Source organism: Monashia sp. NPDC004114 (assembly GCF_053603855.1).
Genome location: NZ_JBSGGK010000005.1, coordinates 102,832 through 119,412, shown reverse-complemented (window position 1 = coordinate 119,412; position 16,581 = coordinate 102,832). Strand labels below are relative to the sequence as shown.

Below are 16,581 nucleotides of genomic sequence, written 5' to 3'. Positions count from 1 at the left end.
ATCCGGGTCAGCCGGTGAAGCCGGCTCGTCGCAGGGCGTCGGCCATCGCGCTGTTGTACGGCACGTCATCGCCTCGACGCCCCCGCTGGTCGCCCTGCTGCCCACCACGTCCGCCTTGCTGCCCGCCACGTCCGCCCTGCTGCCCGCCCTGCTGCCCACGCTGCTCGCTTCCGCGGCCTCGTCGCCTGCTCTGGTCGCCGGTCCGCGACACAGCCGGCCCGCCCGAACCCGTCGCACCCGTCGAGTCGGGCGAGGCGGGGGAGACGGCACCAGGCACCTCGTCGTCGAGACGTAGCGTGAGCGAGATCCGCTTGCGGGCGACGTCGACGGCGAGCACCTTGCAGGTCACCACGTCGCCGGGCTTGACGACCTCCCGCGGGTCCGAGACGAAGCGACGGGACAGCGCCGAGACATGGGCGAGGCCATCCTGGTGCACCCCCACGTCGATGAAGGCGCCGAAGGCAGCGACGTTGGTGACGACACCCTCCAGCGTCATCCCGGGCCGGAGGTCCTTCAGCTCCTCGACGCCGTCCCGGAAGGTCGCCGTGCGGAACGCCGGGCGCGGGTCACGGCCCGGCTTGTCGAGCTCGGACAGGATGTCGGTCACGGTGGGTAGCCCGAAGGTGTCGTCGACGAAGGTGGCCGGCCGGATCGCCTGCAGCGCAACGGTGTTGCCGATCAGCTGCTTCAGCTCGAAGCCGGTGTCGGTGAGGATGCGCCGCACGACAGGGTAGGCCTCGGGGTGCACCGCCGAGGAGTCGAGAGGGTCGTCGCCGTCCGCGATCCGCAAGAAGCCCGCAGCCTGCTCGAAGGCCTTGGCCCCGAGCCGCGGCACTTCCTTGAGCGCGGCACGGCTGCGGAACGGGCCGTTCGCGTCCCGGTGAGCGACGATGTGGTCCGCCAGACCCGCGGTGATGCCCGAGACCCGTGTGAGCAGTGGGGAAGAGGCCGTGTTGACGTCGACCCCCACCGCGTTCACACAGTCCTCGACGACGGCGTCGAGCGACCGTGACAGGGCGGTCTGCGGCAGGTCGTGCTGGTACTGGCCGACGCCGATCGACCTGGGGTCGATCTTGACGAGCTCGGCGAGCGGGTCCTGCAGGCGCCGGGCGATGGAGACCGCCCCACGCAGCGACACGTCGAGGCCGGGCAGCTCCTCCGAGGCATACGCGGACGCCGAGTAGACCGAGGCTCCGGCCTCGGAGACGACGGCTGTCGTGAGACGCAGATCGGGGTGGCGCTTGACGAGGTCGGACGCGAGCCGATCGGTCTCGCGTGATGCGGTGCCGTTGCCGATCGCGACCAGCTCGACCGAGTGTGCGGCACAGAGCTTCGCCAGGGTGTCGATGGAGCGGTCCCACTGGTTCTGCGGGACGTGCGGGTAGATCACATCGGTTGCCACGACCTTGCCGGTGGCGTCGACGACGGCCACCTTGACGCCGGTGCGAAAGCCCGGGTCGAGACCCATGGTCGCGCGGCTTCCGGCCGGGGCCGCCAGCAGCAGGTCACGCAGGTTGGCGGCGAACACGCGCACCGCCTCGTCCTCGGCGGCCTTCCTGAGCCGCATCCGGACGTCGATGCCGAGGTGGACGAGGATCTTGGTCCGCCAGGCCCATCGGACGGTCTCGCCGAGCCACCGGTCGGCCGGACGGCCCTGGTCGGCGATCCCGAACCGGGCAGCGATGGCCCGCTCGTACGTGGTCGCGAGGGCGCCCGGCGTCGCTGCCGCCGTGGCCGCGGGGTCGCCGTCCTCGGGCGTCGGGTCCACGCTGACCGAGAGCACGTCCTCCTTCTCGCCACGGAACATCGCCAGCACCCGGTGGGACGGCATACGGGACAGGGGCTCGGAGAAGCTGAAGTAGTCCGCGAACTTCGCGCCCTCGGTCTCCTTGCCCTGGCGGACGGTCGCGGCGAGGTGGCCACCCTTCCAGAGCCGCTCGCGCAGGTCGCCGATGAGGTCGGCGTCCTCGGCGAAACGTTCGACGAGGATCGCGCGGGCGCCGTCGAGCGCCGCACCGGTGTCGGAGACGCCGTTGGCCCCGTCGACGTATGCCGCTGCCGCCAGGGCCGGGGTCAGGGCCGGGTCCGTGAGCAGAGCGTCGGCCAGCGGCTCGAGGCCGGCCTCACGGGCGATCTGGGCCTTGGTGCGACGCTTGGGCTTGTACGGCAGGTAGATGTCCTCGAGGCGGGCCTTCGTCTCGGCCGCGAGGACCTGGGCGCGCAGCTCGTCGGTCAGCTTGCCCTGTTCGGCGATCGAGGACAGGACGCTGGCACGGCGCTCCTCGAGCTCGCGCAGGTAGCCGAGCCGCTCCTCGAGCGTGCGCAGCTGAGCGTCGTCGAGACCACCGGTGACCTCTTTGCGGTAGCGGGCGACGAAGGGGACCGTCGACCCCGCGTCGAGCAGCCCCACGGCTGCCCGCACCTGGCCGTCACGGACACCGAGCTCCTCGGCGATCCGCTGCTCGATCGACTGCACTGCCACATCTGCTCCTTGCGACGACTACGAGAGACCCGCATTCTGCCGGGGCCGCTGCTGCGGCCGACCGGCGGCCCGCGGGGATGGACAGCGCCGGCCGGGCGAGCTCAGCCGATGATGGGCCACCGCGGGGTGATGCCAGCGTCACGGTGCTGCTCGAACCAGTCGAGCGCCCGGAGCACGCCGACGTCGTCGAAACGACGGCCCGAGACCTGCAGACCGATCGTGCGACCGTCCGTCGTGAAGCCGCAGTTGGTCGTTCCGGCGGGTTGGCCGGAGAGGTTGAACGGGGCGGTGAAGCCGATGTGCGACATGGCCTCGTCACCCTCGCCCCAGGGCATCGGCCACTCGGCGGGAAAGGCGGCCATCGGGGCGACCGGAGACAGGACGATGTCGAACCGCTCGGTCCGGGCCGTGGTCGCCTGCTGGATCGCCATGATGCTCGAGTAGTCGCGCAGGACCGTACGGCCGTCGACGTCCCGCGCAGGCTCGACCCACCGCCGGATGAAGGGCAGCACGAGCTGGCGCGCCTGCGGGTCGAGCGACTCCAGCTCGACGAGGGATCTGACCCGCCAGAACTGGTCGAGGTGCTCGAGCCACTCCTGCCGCATGAACGGCGCGACGGGCACGACGGTCGCCCCGGCATCCTCGAAGACGGCGGCCGCGGCCTCGACCGCAGACCGGATCGGCGGGTCGACGGGGCGTCCGCACCCGGCGTCGAGGTGCAGGCCCACCGTCAACGTGGCCGGGTCGAGGTCCTCGGTGTGCAGGACGGGGTCGAGGTGATCCGGCGGCAGGCTTGTCCAGTCGCGGGCATCTGGCCGGCTGAGCACCGACAGGAGCAGCGCGGCGTCCGGTGCCGACCTCGTGATCGGTCCCGCGACGCGACCGAGGTAGGGGGTGTCCAGGGGCACCCGGCCGGCGCTGGGCTTGAGGGTGGTCAGCCCGAGCCAGGTGCCGGGGAGGCGGATCGAGCCGCCGATGTCGGTGCCGACGTGCAGGGGCCCGTATCCCGCAGCCGCGGCGGCCCCGGCGCCTGAGCTGGAGCCACCGGTCGTGAGCGTCGGGTCCCATGGTGAACGGGTGATGCCATGCCGGCTCGAGACCCCGGAGCTCAACATGCCCCAGTCGGGCATGACGGTCGAGCCCAGCAGGATGCCGCCGGCCTCCTCGATGCGCTCGACGACAGGACTGCTGCGCGCCGGGACGGCGGCCGTCACCCCCGCGTTGCCGGACGGCATCGGGACACCCGCGCGCGCGAGGTTCTCCTTCACCGTCACCGGAACGCCGTCGAGCAGCCCACGGGGTATGCCGTCGCGCCAGCGGCGCTCGCTGGCAACCGCTGCATCGAGAGCGGCCCGCAGGTCGTGGACCCAGAAGGCGTTGAGGTCGGGCTCGCGTGCCGTGACGATGTCGGCTACGTCCCTGATCACCTCGACAGGGGACAGCGACCCTGCCGCGAAGCGCTCGAGGAGCTCCGTGGCGGGGAGAGCGGCGGGGCGGAGGTCGGGCAACCGCACTCCTCTCGTCGCTGCGCACTCGGCGACCTGCGTTGTCCCGGCACCGGACCCGTGGGGGGTGACGGGTCTCCCACGCTACCCGTGTGGATAACCCGCCCGGACTGTCACCGCTCGCCGCCATCCTCGACTCATGCGATTCGTCGACCTTCCGAAGGACTGGGCCCAGCGGCCGATCACCGACCCCGACATCCTCGAAGGGGTCGTCGACCTCATCGCCACCGAGGAGTCACGGTCCGACGGCGCGACCTACGTCCTGCTGTGCCATGAGAACCAGCGGCTGCTCCAGCCGATCTGCCTCCCCGACGAGCCTCGCCGGATGGAGCCGGGGGAGGTGCTGGAGGGCGTGACGAAGCTGCTGGCGGAGGTCGCGAGGCATGATGTCCACGACGTCGTCATGGTGATCGCACGGCCTGGGCGGGCGGTTCCAACGCCTCGCGACCACGATCTGCGCGCCGCGTTCGAGGGGGCCTGCCGCAACACCGGTTTCGTCCTGCACGCGGTCGCGGTCGCCGCCCCGGGCGAGGTGTTCACGCTCCCGCCGGACGACGGGCGCGCTGCAGCCTGACCGACACGGACGTTCGCCGCGGGGACGGCCGTCACGGACGTCGGGCCTGGGGGACGAGGTCTGGCCAACTTCGTCGACTCCTAGCCGCCAACCGTTCGACGGTCGCGGGTAGCGTCCGACGCGATGGCCACCGCCCGGTGTCCATGTGTCGGCACAGGGAGGCCCGATGGCTGAGCAGACCCGAAGAGCTCGTACCGTCACGCGTCTGTATCGCGCAGACATCGGCGGGACCTGGTGGGGCGCGCTCGTCGTCGTGACGGTCGTCCTGGGCTTCGTGGGGCGCGGCGACGGTGGTTTCTGGGGGGCGTTTCTGTGGAGCGTCGTCGGGTTCGTCGTCGGCACGCTCGTCGCCATCGCGATCTCCTCGCGAGTGGTCGGTGCCCGGAGCGAGGCGGAGGCTTTCGCCGATGTCGACGACTCCTCCAGTGACGGGACCGTGCGATGAGGTGGCTGATGATGCTCGTGGCCATCCTGCTGGGCGCCGGGATCACCTGGCTGTTGACGGTGCGGCGAGTCACCCGGCAGGTGACCCCCTCGCCCGCCACGGCCATAGGATCCGGCGAACCGACGGACGAGGCAGCGGGCTTCGGTGGCGCCGTGACGCAGGAAAGCTCGTCGCACATGGGCTGGGACCGGACGTCTCAGGACGAGGACGCCCTCTTCCCCCACGACCTACCGGCCCGCGACCGCGAGGTGACGGACGTGCCCCCGATCCAGGGGGCGACACCGAACGGCGATCTCGCCGGGGTCACGGCTCCCGGCGCCGGCGCAGATTCTTCGCTGACACCCGTCGACCAGGGCCCGACTGTGGGCGACCTCGGCCCAGAGCTCGGCGCCCCGGAGCGGGACGAGCCCGAAGCCGCCGCGGCCGAGCCAGAGAGCGGCGAAGCGGACGTCACTGAGTCCGCCACGCCCGCTGCTCGCGACGACGGTCCACCTGACCCCGGACCCGCAGGCAGCCGCTAGCCGGGGTCATCGCCGGTGTCTGCTGCTGGAGCCTGCGGCTACCACCGGGGGCCTCTCAGCGCTGGACCAGGACAGCCCTCGCCTCGCGAACCGTTACGGACGTGGCCGGCTGTCGCACGGTCACCGTGTCGGGGATCGCCACCCACTGCCCGTTGTTGATACGGAACTCGCCACCGAAGGTGACGTCGACTCGAGAGCTGAACCTGCCGGGGCCTCCGTACGTGTGGACGATGTCCCCACGTGGATAGGTCCCGCCTGAGGAGTCGGTGGGACCGAGGGTCCCTCCGTCGCCGAACAAGTAGAGGAAGCCCTTCAGAGTCGGGCGGATCTCGACGCGATACCCGAACATCGTTGCCGGATCTATGACGTCGACTTCTCCGGGTTGGTAACCATCGGCCTCCCACCGGACCCGGAAGAAGGTCCTGAGGTTGACCAACGTCGTGTCGCCCTCGGGTTGCGACCGAACCTTCGCCGTCGCCCATTTCGTGTTGTGGAATGCCTTCAGGATCATCGCAACGGTCGGCATCGTCGCTGCTCCGGGCACCATCTCCGGAAGGCAGGTGGTGCCGATGTGGATCCACCCCGCCAGATCCGGGTTGCCTGCCGGAGGACGCAGGGGCCTCCCGGCCTGGTCGACCCACATTCTGAAGACGTCGACGAGTGGCCCCGTGCCTTGTGCCACGGAGTTGCCCGCGCACGCGTCTACGGCCGCCTGGTAACAGATGCCGGATGACCCCAGGCCACCGATGTCGCACGCCGCGATGGCTGTGCGGTAGGTCCATCGAGGGGAGCTGTCCGTCGACGCCTTGTCCGACTCGACCTGTAGTCTGCGAAGATTCTGACGTGTCATGGTTGCTTCGAGTCCAGACTGGTTTGTCTCACCCTCAAAGTCGGCCAGAGCCCCTTGGCACGAGCTAAACGCGATGATCAGGGCCCCGATGATTGACGCGGTCATGCGGAGGGCCGGTGTTCTCATGTGGCTCGCACCAGCTTGACGTCATGGACAATCCACCCAGTGGCGCCCCACCCGAGGTAGAACATGCAGTGGATGGCTTTTCGAGAGTCTGTGCCCACGGTCGAGCCCCGCCCGTTGATCACGCGGCGGCGTTCCTGAATCGCGCGCACGTCCACGCGCTGGAATCCGGCAAGAGTTGAGAGCCCCGTAGCGCGCCGCAATGTCACCGGCGAGCCGTCGTAGTGCAAACCAGATGTCGCCAGTCGGGCGGCAGTGCTCCGGTATGCATTGCATGCCTTCGACGTTGAGAAGTCACACGTCCCCTCAAGTAGCGCGGGGTTTGGCTCGGTCCATGAGCTGTTGACGCGGCCGATGAACCACGCAACGAAGGCTTCGGCACCGTCTCCGTTGTGTTCGCGGGCCGCCGTCGGGAGCCCGTCGGGAAACGTCGGCGCCGGCCGTGATGCCGGAACGGCCGCAGAGGTCGGGGTTGTCGGCCCAGACGCGGTCGTGGCTGTCGCCGTCGCATCGGCGGTCGCACGTGTGATGCCGCCCGGGCCTACCGGGTCCGCCGGACCGTCGGGTCCGGATGCGGAGCACGCCGCAAGCGCGACCAGCGCCGCAAGCGCGACGAGGGCTACGGCATACCTCCCCGGTGGCTGGCCCGGGCTGGTCCTGGATGTACGCATCTGTGTCCCCTGACTCGTTCGCGTGGCAAAGCCTGTGGTTGCGATGGTATGAGATAGTTTGTCGGTGGATGCCACCGTCTCACGATCTTGCCCGATCACCGCGTCACGCCGCGGACCTGGTCCACAGCCCTGCCCTCAGTCCTAGTAACCTGACAGCGCGAGTCAGGGCACTGGATCGCGACAAACAGGGGGCGTCGGACGACGGGATCCGAAGTCCGCGCGGGCGACACACCCGTGAGTTCGGATCATCGCCGACCGGCAGGTAACCTTTTCCGCGGTCCTGTGCGCACCTCCACGCGTGCAGTAGCTATATCGCCCGTCACATGGGCGTTGCGAGGGAGCCCCATGACACGCACCGACAGTGTCGACGTCAAGCGTTGGCGCGCGAAGTATGCGCTCATCGAGCGTGCCGCCGAGGCGGACAAGGACGCCCAGGCACTGTTCGCCGAGCTCGACACCGAGCGCTCCTCGCGCAACAACGAGCTGCGCGAGATCCTCGCTGACCTCACCGCGTCCAACGACCTGCTCGCCTTCAAGGAATCGATGAACCACTGGGCCCGCAAGGACGGCCCGTACGTCGGCTTCGCAGCGATCGGCGGCCCGTGGCTCGCTGCGCTGGTGCGTCGCGCAGAGGAGGACTACGCCGAGGTCGTGGGCCTGCTCAAGCTCACCCTCCAGACGCCCGCCTCGCCCCAGGACGCCTCGGACAAGCTCCAGGCGGTCGACGCGTTCCTCGCGCGTGGAGGTGCGCGGGGCCAGCGCGCCCCCGGCCCGGGGGCGACGGCATACGTCCTCTCGCTCTTCTGGTCGACGGACGACGCGGGCGCCTGGCCGCTCATGTGGGAGAACGCGCCCCACACGCTCCAGCGCCTCGGCTGGCTCGAGCGCGGCCTGAGCCACGCCGAGCGGTACGTCGCGTTCGCCGACCTCTGCGCGGCCCTGCGCCCCGAGGACCCGCGGTATGCCGCGCGCATCCTCTGGTACTTCAAGGAGACCGAGGCGTTCGTGGGCATCGCGCCCAAGGCGCTCGACATGTGCGTGGAGGCCGCGGAGATCGCGGCGGACTTCCGCCCCGCGACCGGCTACTCCAGCGGCAAGCGCGAGGACCGCGCCGCCGACCTTGCGCGCCAGCTGCGCGGCGAGGCCGACCACATCTCCGACAGCCTCATCGAGCGGCTCTCGGGCGAGACGGGGCTCTATCTGGAGGCGCCGACGCTGGCGCTGCAGCAGTACGCCAGCGAGGACTCGGCCTACCGCTCCGACCTGTATGCCGCGTGGATCCTCGTCGGCGGCGCCGGCGCGCCCGGCTTCCGCCTGTGGGTCACCCCGTCGGGCGTCGCGTTCGGCCTGCACGGGGGCTGGGAGGGCGAGTCCGACGAGCAGCACCGTGAGGTGGGTCTGCTCGTCCAGCAGCACCTCCCGCGGGGGCTCAACTTCATCAAGGTGCACGACGACGGCCGCACGGACCGCCTCGAGGTCGTGGGCCGGGACTACCCGTCGGGCGAGGCTTTCGTCGGCCGCTGGTGGAAGGGCGACACCGCGATCGGCCGGGCGGACTTCGCCGACGACATCATCTCCACCGCCCGTGCGCTCACCCCGCTCCTTCGGTTCATGACCTCAAGCCAGCGCGGTGGCGCCGACGACCCCAGCCTCGAGCTGTCGGCCATCATCGACCTCGAGACCGAGCTCGAGATCTTCACCGCCGAGCGGCCGTACCCGACCGAGCGCGACGCGTGGCACCAGGAGCAGCGGCGGATCTTCGCGGCGTGCCTGTCGCGCGAGGGTCTCGAGGACTTCGACCTGCCCACGTTCAAGCGCATCGTGTCAACGCGCGGCTACGGCGACATCGGCGCCCAGTCGGTCCTCATCAGCTCGATCAACGCCCTCGACGCAGCGGGCATCGACGAGCTGCGCCTCGTTGTGCGCGAGCTGCTCTGGGGCGAGGGCCGGGACGAGGAGCGGATCAACCGCGTCCTCGGCACCGACGACATGCCCGTGCAGGGGTTCGGCGAGAGCGTCGTGCTCAAGCTGTTCGCCATCGCCCACCCCGAGCACTGGCTGCCGCTGTTCACACTGGGCGGTGACTCCGGCAAGGTCGCGATGCTGACCCGCCTCGGCGGCCCGGCGCGCTGGACCGAGGGCAAGTCGCGCGGGCGCATGCACGTCGAGACGAACGCCCTGCTGCGCCAGATGTTCGACCCGCTGCTGCCCGAGGACCCGTGGGGCCAGGCTCAGCTGGCTCACTGGCTCATGCGCCGCTCCGACAAGGCGCTCATGCCCGACCACGACGCCCTGGGTGACGCCGCGTCCGACCTGCTCATCGGCGAGGAGTTCCTGCGCGAGATCAAGTCGCTGCTCGAGGAGAAGAAGCAGGTCATCTTCTACGGCCCGCCGGGCACCGGCAAGACGTACCTCGCGCAGCGGTTCGCGGCAGCCCTGCAGCCCGACCCGGCCAAGCGCGACATCGTCCAGTTCCACCCGAGCAGCTCCTACGAGGACTTCTTCGAGGGGTTCCGGCCGCAGATCGACCACCAGGGCCAGATGGTCTACGAGCTGCGCAAGGGCCCGCTGGCGCTGCTCGCCGAGGCGGCGGAGGCCGACCCGCTCACGCCGCACATCATGATCATCGACGAGATCAACCGCGCGAACCTCCCGCGCGTCTTCGGCGAGCTGCTGTTCCTGCTCGAGTACCGCTCACACTCGGTGAAGACCTCCTACCGCCCGGACGAGGGCTTCGAGCTGCCCCCGAACCTCTACTTCATCGGGACGATGAACACCGCAGACCGGTCGATCGCGCTCGTCGACGCGGCCCTGCGCCGGCGCTTCGACTTCGTGCCGTTCATGCCGCACGACGGGCCCATGGAGGGCCTGCTGCGCCGCTGGCTGGAAGCGCACGGTGGCCCGGTATGGGTGGCCGATCTCGTCGACCGGGTCAACGAGGATCTCCGGCGAGCCCTTCGCGGACCGCACCTGCAGATCGGGCACTCTTACTTCATGCGACCGGGCCTCGACGACGACGAGACGACGCTGCGTCGCATCTGGGACTACAACGTCTACCCGTTCATCGAGGACCAGCTCTACGGCCGGGAGCACGAGCTGGCGCAGTTCCGCTGGGAGAACGTCCGCGCCCGCTATGGCCAGTTCGACCTGACGCGCCCGTGACGCCGGCCGCCGACTCGCCGGTCGCGTTGCGATGAGCACGATCGAGCTGCCCCCGATCCCCGAGCACGGCCGCTCGGGGGCGGTTCGGCTGTCCCACGAGACGCGCGCCGCGCTCGTGGCCGCTGCCGGCGACCGGCTGGTCATCCACGCCACTGCCGACCCGGACGTCGTGACGATCGGCGCGACGAGCTGGGTCGGTGCCCTCGCGGTCCCGGGCCTGGTCGTGCGGGTCATGCCGAGGGTCTCGGTCACGAACTTCTTCGCGATGCTCAGCGCGGGGGTGTCGCCCGAGTCGTTCGAGCACGAGCAGGTGACGTGGAGCGACACGGACGAGCTCATCGACGGCGTCGCCTACTTCGCGATCCGGCTCATCGACAACGCGACGATGCGCGGCCTCGTGCACGGCTACGTCGCCCGTGACGAGCGGATGAAGACCATCCGGGGCCGTCTTCTCGTCGAGGAGTTCGCCCGGCGCCCGTGGAGTGCTGCGGAGCCTCAGTGCCGGTATGACGACTTCACCTCCGACATCGCCGAGAACCAGCTCTTCCGCTGCACCCTGCAGGCCATGCTTGCCTGGCCGCAGCTGGCCCCTGAGGTCCGTCGCGAGGCCCTGCGCCTGCTCGGGCGCTTCGACGGCGTCAGCGACACTCCCGCCACCAAGCATCAGGTCCCGGTCCCGATCACGAGGCTCAACGAGCACTACGCCGACGCGATTCGCTTGTCGCGCATGGTGCTTCAGGCCATGTCGCTGAGCCACGAGGCGGGCGACCAGCAGGCCAACAGCCTCATGGTCGACATGGACGACCTGTTCCGTCGCTGGATCGTGCAGGAGCTGGACTTCCGGCTGGCGCCCGAGCTGCGTATCGAGAGCGACGAGGACGTGTGGCTCGACGAGGGCCGCGCGGTCACCATGGCCCCCGACCTCATCGTGCGGCGAGGGACCGAGGTCGTCCTCGTGGGCGACGCCAGCTACTCGATGGGAGCCGACGGCTACATGGCCTCCCGCGACTACGTGTCCCTCGTCGCCTACACGACGGCGATGGGCCTGCCCACAGGTCTGCTCGTGCACTGCAACAGCGACCGCACGCCGGAGTCCGAGATCGTCATCCGCAACGCCGGCACCCGCATCTTGTGCCGGCCGATCCGCCTCGACGGGTCGTATGCCGCTGTGCGCAAGTCGCTGGACTCGCTGGCCGACCTGGTGCGCGAGCTTGCCGACGCGCCAGGGGAGTTCGAGATCCCGACCCTGATCCGCGCACGCCGCTGACCTGGGTCGGGCTGTCTCACAGATCACACTCCTACGGGTTGTAGTAGATCTGTCTTGACTACTACTCTCTGTAGTACCGACAGAGAAGCTGCCGGAACCAATATCGAGTTCTGGAGTTGAGCATCATGGCCACCATTCACCGAGACACCCCCACCCGGGGTAGCGCGAACGTCCCTGGCGCCGACCCGACCAAGGGCGTCGTCACGTTCCAGGAAGAGGTGGTCCGCTCGAGTGTGGCCCGTCGATTCCTCGCCGGCCTGCGACTCGTCCTCGGCTTCACCTTCCTGTGGGCCTTCGTCGACAAGCTGTTCGGCCTCGGCTACGCCACACCGGCGGCCAAGGCCTGGATCAACGGCGGCACCCCGGCCCAGGGCTTCATGAAGCACGCTGAGGGCCCCTTCGGCCAGTTCTTCGCGAACATCGCCGGCCCGTGGGCCGACTGGCTGTTCATGGCCGGCCTGCTCGGCATCGGCGTCGCACTGATGACCGGCGCGGGCCTCAAGATCGCCGCCTGGACCGGCGCCCTGCTCCTCGCCCTCATGTACCTTGCCGAGTTCCCCCTCGGAGCAGACGGCATGACCAACCCGCTCGTCGACAGCCACTGGATTGAGGCCCTCGGCATCGCAGTCGTCGCCGCGACCTACGCAGGCGACACCTGGGGCCTCGGGAAGTGGTGGGGCCGCCACGTCGGTAACGGCTTCCTGAGGTGAGTGGGTCCGGTGGCCGCGAGATCCCCTGACCACGGCCACCCCGCACGGGCCCGACCGACCGGCCGGCCGGCCGGGCCCGAGCACACAGTGAAGGCGGTCCTCTCGGAGGACCGCCTTCCTGCATGCCCGGATCCGCTGCAGGTGCCGCCAGGGCTCAGTCGGAGGTGAACGCGCAGAACTCGTTGCCCTCTGGGTCCGCCAGGACGGTCCAGCCGATCCCGCCCTCGCCCTTGTCGCGCAGCACCGTCGCACCGGCGTTGACGAGCCCCGCGAGGTCATCGGTGCTGACGTCGATGTGGATCCGGTTCTTCGTCGTCTTGGCCTCCGGCACCATCCCGAACACGATCGTCTCGTAGGGGAGGCCCGGCACGCCCTCGAGGTAGCTGTAGTCGTCTCCTCGAGCGACACCCGCGCCGAGCACACCGCCCCACCACAGGGCGAGCCGATGCGCGTCGTCCACGTCGCCGGCGACATCCCACACGAGCTCGTAGAAACGGGTGGTGACCGGCTCGGCGCGGACGAAGACGCAGAACTCCTGCCCGTCGGGGTCTTGAAGGACGGTCCATCGCGGCTGCTCGTCGAAGACGACGGCGCCCGACTGCAGAGCGGGCCCGAGCGACTCGGCGTTGATGTCGATGTGCAGCCGGTTCTTCACCGTCTTGGGCTCGGGCACCTTGTTGAACCACACCATGACCTGCTCGCCGACCCGCAGGCACGAGTCGCCGTCGTCATGGGGGTGTGACTCCCAGCCGAGCAGAGGAGCCCAGAAGTCCGACAGCGCAGGTGGGTCGGCGGCGTCGATGCAGAGGTCCTTGTACGTCGCGAGTGGCATTCTCCGACGGTAACGTCCGGTCCTGCAGGCCGGCGGCCCACGAGCCCAGGGGGCGCGGCCTCCCGAGCGATGTCGGAGGCGGACGTCATACTCGCCACATGCAGCGCATCGACGGCCACCTCGTCCTCAGCCCCACGGACCTGACCAAACATGTCGCGTGCGCGCACATCACCACGCTGGACCTTGACGCGCTCGACCACGGCACCGGCCCTGACGTCGCCGTCGACGACTCGCTCAACCTCGTCTTCGCCAAAGGGCTCGAGCACGAGCGGTCGTACCTCGCGCGGCTGCGAGCCGACGGCCTCGACGTCGAGGACATCGCGCAGCTCGGCCTCAAAGGCCCGGCCGCCGAGGAGGCCACGCTCGATGCGATGCGCCGCGGCGTCGACGTGGTCTACCAGGCGACGTTCTTCGACGGTCACTGGGTGGGCCTGGCCGACTTCCTGCTGCGCGTCGACCTTCCGGACGGCGAGCGGAGCCTGCTCGGCCCATGGCGCTACGACATCGCCGACACCAAGCTCGCCCGCCGGCTGAAGGTGCCAGCACTGCTGCAGATGGCGACGTATGCCGCCCGGCTGGAGACGCTCCAGGGCGTGCCTCCGCAGTGGCTGACGGTCGTGACCGGCGACCAGCAGGCGCACCCGTGGCGGCTCGTCGATGTGGCACCCTACGCGCGCCGGCGGCGGGCCGAGCTGCTCGATGCCATCGACCACCCGGCCCCCACGGAGGCCGTGCGCGTCCAGCACTGTGGCCAGTGCCGGTGGAAGGAGCGCTGCGCGAGCGAGTGGCTCGACCGGGACGACCTCATCCAGGTGGCTGGGATGCGCGCCGACCACCGGGCGCGCCTCATCGAGCTCGGCATCCCGACGGTGCGCGCGCTCGCCGAGTCTTCGGAGGTGCAGCTCGCCGGGGGGCTGTCGGTAGCCACTCGACGGCGGCTCCTCCAGCAGGCCCGGCTGCAGGTCGCCGAGCGAGACACGGGCGTGGCTCAGTTCGAGCTCCTCGATCCTGAGCCGGGGCGCGGCCTGCAGATGCTGCCGGCGCCCGACGAGGGTGATGTATACCTCGACTTCGAGGGAGACCCGTGGGCCCAGGGCGGCGCCGGCCGGGAGTACCTCGCGGGCATCTGGACCCGGCAAGGGGAGTTCGTCGACTTCTGGGCGCACGACTTCGCCGAGGAGGGCCGGCTGACGACCGACCTCGTGGACTGGCTGACCGCGCGCTGGCAGCAGCATCCGTCGATGCACGTCTACCACTACGCGCCCTACGAGACGACGGCGCTCAAGCGTCTCGTCGGTCAGCACGCGACGCGTGAGGCCGAGCTGGACCAGCTGCTGCGGCACGAGGTGTTCGTCGACCTGTATGCCGTGGTGCGTCAGGGCGTCCGCATCAGCAAGGGCTCGTACTCCATCAAGAAGCTCGAGGAGTTCTACTGGGGTCACACCCGGTCCGCCGACGGCTCCGGAGTCGCGGACGGCCTGTCCTCCGTCGTCGAGTACGAACGATGGCTCGCGGGCCGCGAAGACGGGGCACCCGACCAGGCGATCCTCGACGACATCCGGCGGTACAACGAGGAGGACGTCCGCTCGACGCTCGCCCTGCACGACTGGCTCGAGGACCGGCGGTCCGACCTGCTGGCCCACGGACACTCACTGACGCGGCCCGTTCCGGAGCCCCTGCGAGAGATCAGCGACGAGGAACGCGCCGAGATTCTCCTGGCCGACCGCCTCGTCGAGGCCGGTCACGAGCTGCTCGCCGGCTGCGTCGGCTGGCACCGCCGGGAGAAGCGGCCGGAGTGGTGGGACTTCTTTCACTACAAGGAGCTCGACACGGCTGAGCTCGTCGAGGACGGGACCGCGATCGGCGACCTCGGGGAGCCCGTCGAGACCGGTCAGGTCAAGCTGTCACGGATCTGGCGCTACCCGTTCCCGCCGCAGGACTGTTCGGTCTCGATCGGCAAGTACGTCCCCGACGTCGACACCCACATACCTGTCGGCAAGGTTGTGGGCATCGATCCCGTGGCGGGCTGGATCGACCTGTCGATGAAGCGGACTCTCGACCCGCCCCGCCCGCGAGGGGTCGGCGGCCCGAGCCCGATCATGGATGCCGTCCTGCGCCAGTCCATCGCGCGAACCGGCGAGACCGTCCTGACGGGCGGGAGCAACCTCCCGGCGCGGCTCCTCGAGCGCGTCGTGCCCCCCGCCGAGGTGCTGGCCGTCCGGCCGGGGGAGACGCCGAAGGACGCGGTGGTCCGGGTCGGGCTGTCGCTCGACGGCGAGGTGCTGGCGGTCCAGGGGCCACCGGGCACCGGAAAGACCTTCGCGGGGTCGGCGCTGGTCCGCGAGCTGCTCGACGCGGGTCTGCGTGTCGGCGTCACGGCCCAGTCCCACGCTGTCGTGCTCAACCTGCTCGACGAGGTCGCCCGACCCGCGTGGCACAAGGACGGCACCAACGCCGAGGAGGGAGAAGAGCCGGACGACCCGAACACCCTGATCCGGCACACGACCGACAATGGCGCGATCGTCGAGGCTCTCCGCTCCGGTGAGGCGACCCTCGTGGGTGGCACCGCGTGGCTGTGGTCCCGCGAGGACCTGCAGGACTCGGTCGACGTGCTGGTGATCGACGAGGCAGGGCAGTTCTCGCTCGCCAACGCGGTGGCCGTGGCAGCGGCGGCGAGGTCCCTTGTCCTGCTTGGAGATCCGCAGCAGCTGACCCAGCCGACGAAGGCCGTGCACCCCTACGGTTCCGGGGTCTCCGCCCTCGATCACCTCCGCATCGAGGGCGACGACGTCCACGACGTCATCCCGGCCGACCGAGGCATATTCCTCGACCGCACCTACCGGATGCACCCCAGCCTCACCGCGTTCGTCTCAGAGCTCGCCTATGAGGGTCTTCTCGAGTCCGCCCCGGGCCGCGAGCGGCTCGGCGTCGAGGCGCCGGGAGCTCTGTCGGGCAGCGGCCTGCGCTGGGTGCCCGTCGAGCACGCCACGGTGTCCGACCAGTCGAGCGACGACGAGGCGGGGGTCGTTCGCGCCTTGGTGGCCGATCTGATCCGGGGCACCTGGACCTCTGCCGAAGGCGTGACCGCACCTGTCGGCCTCGACGACATCCTCGTCGTCGCCCCGTACAACGCTCAGGTCGCGACCTTGGCCAGGGCCTTGCCCGAGGGCAGCCGCATCGGCACCGTGGACAAGTTCCAGGGCCAGCAGGGCGCCGTCGTCATCTACTCGATGGCGAGCACGACCGCCTCGGCCGCGCCACGGGGCGTGTCCTTCCTCTATGACCTGCACCGGCTCAACGTCGCGATCTCACGGGCCAAGACGATGGCCGTCGTGGTCGGGAGCCCGCTGCTCATGGACGCCGCGGTCCACACACCCGAGGAGCTGCGTGCCGTCAACGCCCTGTGCCGGTTCGTCGACGAGGCCAAGCTGGTCTAGCT

11 protein-coding genes are annotated in these 16,581 nt (G+C 70.0%); 7 read left to right on the top strand and 4 right to left on the bottom strand.

Annotated elements, in window-relative coordinates; translation table 11 throughout:
- Nucleotides 1–7 precede the first annotated feature (7 nt).
- Nucleotides 8–2,482 carry a Tex family protein gene (locus ACWEOW_RS08810; protein WP_452268808.1) on the bottom strand — a complete coding sequence of 825 codons (2,475 nt, stop codon included), beginning with the start codon at nucleotides 2,480–2,482 and terminating at the stop codon, nucleotides 8–10.
- A gap of 101 nt (nucleotides 2,483–2,583) precedes the next feature.
- Nucleotides 2,584–3,996, bottom strand: coding sequence for an amidase (locus ACWEOW_RS08805; protein WP_452268807.1), 1,413 nt, complete (start codon nucleotides 3,994–3,996; stop codon nucleotides 2,584–2,586).
- A 130-nt stretch (nucleotides 3,997–4,126) separates the two neighbouring features.
- Here ACWEOW_RS08805 and ACWEOW_RS08800 point away from each other — a divergent pair, with 130 nt between their 5' ends.
- The 3 genes from ACWEOW_RS08800 (at nucleotide 4,127) to ACWEOW_RS08790 (ending at nucleotide 5,527) form a co-directional block, all read left to right on the top strand.
- Nucleotides 4,127–4,561, top strand: a complete 435-nt coding sequence (locus ACWEOW_RS08800; RefSeq protein ID WP_452268806.1) for a hypothetical protein — start codon at nucleotides 4,127–4,129, stop codon at nucleotides 4,559–4,561.
- 166 nt (nucleotides 4,562–4,727) lie between these two features.
- Complete coding sequence (locus ACWEOW_RS08795) at nucleotides 4,728–5,006, top strand: hypothetical protein (RefSeq protein ID WP_452268805.1); 279 nt, start codon at nucleotides 4,728–4,730, stop codon at nucleotides 5,004–5,006.
- A gap of 8 nt (nucleotides 5,007–5,014) precedes the next feature.
- Entirely contained in the window at nucleotides 5,015–5,527 is a 513-nt protein-coding gene (locus ACWEOW_RS08790; protein WP_452268804.1) for a hypothetical protein, read from the top strand.
- Nucleotides 5,528–5,582: 55 nt separating this feature from the next.
- Here ACWEOW_RS08790 and ACWEOW_RS08785 read toward each other — a convergent pair whose 3' ends face one another.
- Entirely contained in the window at nucleotides 5,583–6,377 is a 795-nt protein-coding gene (locus tag ACWEOW_RS08785) for a hypothetical protein (RefSeq protein ID WP_452268803.1), read from the bottom strand.
- Nucleotides 6,378–7,516: 1,139 nt separating this feature from the next.
- Here ACWEOW_RS08785 and ACWEOW_RS08780 point away from each other — a divergent pair.
- The 3 genes from ACWEOW_RS08780 (at nucleotide 7,517) to ACWEOW_RS08770 (ending at nucleotide 12,310) form a co-directional block, all read left to right on the top strand.
- Nucleotides 7,517–10,333, top strand: coding sequence for an McrB family protein (locus ACWEOW_RS08780; protein ID WP_452268802.1), 2,817 nt, complete (start codon nucleotides 7,517–7,519; stop codon nucleotides 10,331–10,333).
- Between the two features lie 31 nt (nucleotides 10,334–10,364).
- Nucleotides 10,365–11,600: an McrC family protein gene (locus ACWEOW_RS08775; RefSeq protein ID WP_452268801.1), complete on the top strand. Its 1,236-nt coding sequence runs from the start codon at nucleotides 10,365–10,367 to the stop codon at nucleotides 11,598–11,600.
- A gap of 125 nt (nucleotides 11,601–11,725) precedes the next feature.
- Entirely contained in the window at nucleotides 11,726–12,310 is a 585-nt protein-coding gene (locus tag ACWEOW_RS08770; protein ID WP_452268800.1) for a DoxX family protein, read from the top strand.
- A gap of 154 nt (nucleotides 12,311–12,464) precedes the next feature.
- Here ACWEOW_RS08770 and ACWEOW_RS08765 read toward each other — a convergent pair whose 3' ends face one another.
- Nucleotides 12,465–13,142: a VOC family protein gene (locus ACWEOW_RS08765; protein ID WP_452268799.1), complete on the bottom strand. Its 678-nt coding sequence runs from the start codon at nucleotides 13,140–13,142 to the stop codon at nucleotides 12,465–12,467.
- A gap of 98 nt (nucleotides 13,143–13,240) precedes the next feature.
- Between ACWEOW_RS08765 and ACWEOW_RS08760 the strand changes: the two genes are divergently transcribed.
- Nucleotides 13,241–16,579: a TM0106 family RecB-like putative nuclease gene (locus ACWEOW_RS08760; RefSeq protein ID WP_452268798.1), complete on the top strand. Its 3,339-nt coding sequence runs from the start codon at nucleotides 13,241–13,243 to the stop codon at nucleotides 16,577–16,579.
- Nucleotides 16,580–16,581 lie beyond the last annotated feature (2 nt).